The sequence below is a fragment of the Stenotrophomonas sp. STEN018 genome, from assembly GCF_056760235.1.
In genome coordinates, this window is record NZ_JBRREK010000128.1 from 1 (window position 1) to 2,003 (window position 2,003).

Consider the following 2,003-nt stretch of genomic DNA (forward strand, 5'->3'; position numbering starts at 1 on the left):
CTGCTGTGCGAAGTTAGGCATGAAAGTTACCGATTTGATGCAGGCTGCCGACTGCGCTAGTTCAATCGCTGCATAACAAAGGGTATGAGCTGATTGTTCAGACCTTCCTTAACCTAGGCGATCTACCTTGCAGTGGCCCCGTAGAGTTCGAATGCATGCGCATCGACGTCTGGTGAGGCCTAACAGTTCATTCAAGCCGACGCCGCTCCGCGGCGCGGCTTAATTCCGGAGCTAGGCGCGCATGGTAACGATCTCGGTGATTGGATGGCGAGCAGATGAGATTCAATGGCGATCCGAAGGAGTGCATGCAGCTTCTGAGCTATCACGCCGCCTTAGGCGAGGTATAAGCGCTTCCCCAGCACAGCGCCGTAGGATCCAAAGATCCGTGCTCGCGCGCGAGCGTGTTGAGATCGATGACATATCTGTAGAGCACGTTCAATCGATCATGCATGTACTAGAGGCATTGGGCGCAGAGATTTTGGTAGACATGGGCGCAGATGGACAATGGCACCGGCAGCGCCCCTGACAGTTCATTCGAGCCGAAATCGCTTCGCGACTCGGCTTAACCCCAGAGTTATATCTCTGTCCAACAAAAATGGCGATCGCGTGAAAAACAATGTCTTGTGCGTGACTTTTCTGCTTGCCTTTGTCGCCATACAGCCTGTTTTTGCACAGGTTATGCCTGAGCCTTCGGCCACTGCCTCGGCGGCTTTGCCTGAGCTCGCACAGGCATTGCCATCAGCCCCAAAGCTCAACATCATCTGGGATTGCGGCGACTGTGAACACAACGACAAAGTGCCACCGCTAATTGAGCAAGCTTACGCCGCAGAAGCCAGGCAAATTCGTTTGCGGTAGCGGAAACAGATGCTGCCGAGGTTGCAATTACTGACATCCGACAGCGCCCTCCCGGTGCGCGGGTCATGTTTGGATTCATGGCAGGAAAAGACAGGCTTGGCCTTCGTATTCGCTACCTAGGCCAAGAACGCACTGTGTCCGATACCTCTGCCAACACCATCATGGCATTTAGCCACTTTTCTGAGTCGGCGGGCAAGAGAGCGTACGCTGAACTATCTGCAAAGCCCGCGCAGTAAATCTGACAATTCATTCAGGCCGAACCCGCTTCGCGGGCCGGCTCAATTCCGGAGTTGGATGCAAGTGATACATTTCAGCGTTTGCTATGCAGCGACTATCAAAGACACGGAAACCGCCAAAGGACTCGGCGTCTTTGCCACCAAGCAAATCAGATCAGGTGAGAACATCGAGGTCTGTCCGGTAGTCATCGTGCGGGCGGATTGGGACGAAATGCCGGAGGAGATACAGCGCGTCGTGTTTGACTGGGGCCGCCTCACCAACGGACCTCCCGCCTCTTGCGTCGCACTCGGCTGGGGCAGCATGTACAACCACGCCAATCCCGCAAATGTGCGCTACGCTGCTCATGCGGATGGCCGATGTATGGTGTTTTCCGCCGCTCGGGATATCGGCGCCGGCGAGGAACTCACCGTCAACTACAACGAGACAGAGGGAGACATTCATTCTTCGGAAGATGTTTGGTTCGATGAAACCGGCGTCACGCCTATCTAGGCTGGCTGCTGACAACGTATCCCCGCCACAGCCGCTTCGCGGCCCGGCTATACGCAGACGTTAGGTGGAAAAATGAAAATCCTGCATGCTCTCGCGATCCTTCTATTCCTGGTGGCACTCTGCTTTTACGTTGTTTCATCCAGCACCGGGGCATGGCTGATTGGTGGCTTTGGCGTCGCGCTGGAGATCGCTGCATGGGTTGTCGCACTGACCTCCAAAGAACCAACTACGCCCGACGGCAATGCCACTTGATAGCATCGCACCAACTCTCAACAGCTGGGCAATCAATGCGTCCAGTACCAAGCTCGCCACCTAGGGAAGGTCTGAACAATCAGCTCATACCCTTTGTTATGCAGCGATTGAACTAGCGCAGTCGGCAGCCTGCATCAAATCGGTAACTTTCATGCCTAACTTCGCACAGC

The 2,003-nt window shown here is 55.0% G+C and carries 3 protein-coding genes; all 3 read left to right on the plus strand.

Features of this window, described 5'->3' with window-relative positions; genetic code table 11:
- The first annotated feature begins 606 nt into the window (after positions 1–606).
- The 3 genes from ACVOMB_RS20975 to ACVOMB_RS20985 all read left to right on the plus strand — a co-directional run bounded on the left by ACVOMB_RS20975 (position 607) and on the right by ACVOMB_RS20985 (position 1,833).
- Complete coding sequence (locus ACVOMB_RS20975; protein WP_481532921.1) at positions 607–855, plus strand: hypothetical protein; 249 nt, start codon at positions 607–609, stop codon at positions 853–855.
- Between the two features lie 294 nt (positions 856–1,149).
- Positions 1,150–1,581, plus strand: coding sequence for an SET domain-containing protein-lysine N-methyltransferase (locus ACVOMB_RS20980; protein ID WP_481532922.1), 432 nt, complete (start codon positions 1,150–1,152; stop codon positions 1,579–1,581).
- Between the two features lie 72 nt (positions 1,582–1,653).
- On the plus strand, positions 1,654–1,833 hold the full coding sequence (locus ACVOMB_RS20985) for a hypothetical protein (protein WP_481532923.1): 180 nt from the start codon (positions 1,654–1,656) through the stop codon (positions 1,831–1,833).
- Positions 1,834–2,003: the final 170 nt, after the last annotated feature.